The following is a 620-nucleotide window of genomic DNA, read 5'->3' as shown; positions in this document are numbered from 1 at the left end:
TGAGAAGGGCCTGTCCACCCGTGAGGCACCAGCTCCGGTGGGCCGTCTGTTGCCCACCCCATGATCGTTGTCCAGGGCACCTTCGAGACGACTCCTGGGTGTGGCATTCTCACCCCGATCGTTGTCCAGGGCACCTTCGTGGCGATTCTTGGGTGTGGCATTCTCACCCCGATCGTTGTCCAGGGCACCTTCGTGGCGATTCTTGGGTGCGGCATTCTCGCCCCGATCGTTGTCCAGGGTGTCTTCGTGGCGATTCCTGGGTGCGGCGTTTTCGCCTGATCGTTGTCCGGGGCGCCTTCGTGGCGATTCTTGGGTGCGGCGTTTTCGCCTGATCGTTGTCCAGGGCATCTCCGCGACGATTCTTGGGTGCGGCATTCTCACCCCCATCCTTGTCCAGGGAACCTCATCCCGATCCCTGGGCGCGGATCCCGGCCCGTCCCACTTCCTGGTGAGGGGGCCGCCCAAGAACTGGACGAGATTGCTCCGCCCAGGAGTCGGTGGGGATGTCACGCCCAGGGGGTTGGCTCAGGGGGTAGGGGGGTGCCCTGGACAACGATCATGGGGTGGGCAACAGACGGCCCACCGGAGCTGGTGCCTCACGGGTGGACAGGCCCTTCTCT

1 protein-coding gene is annotated in these 620 nt (G+C 64.5%); it reads left to right on the top strand.

Going from position 1 to position 620, the window contains the following annotated elements:
- Positions 1 to 60: 60 nt before the first annotated feature.
- Entirely contained in the window at positions 61 to 279 is a 219-nt protein-coding gene (locus tag PKF00_RS44030) for a hypothetical protein (RefSeq protein WP_271223754.1), read from the top strand.
- Positions 280 to 620 lie beyond the last annotated feature (341 nt).

It is taken from the genome of Streptosporangium carneum (assembly GCF_027922005.1).
GTDB lineage: Bacteria > Actinomycetota > Actinomycetes > Streptosporangiales > Streptosporangiaceae > Streptosporangium > Streptosporangium carneum.
This window is presented reverse-complemented; position numbering and strand designations above follow the sequence as displayed.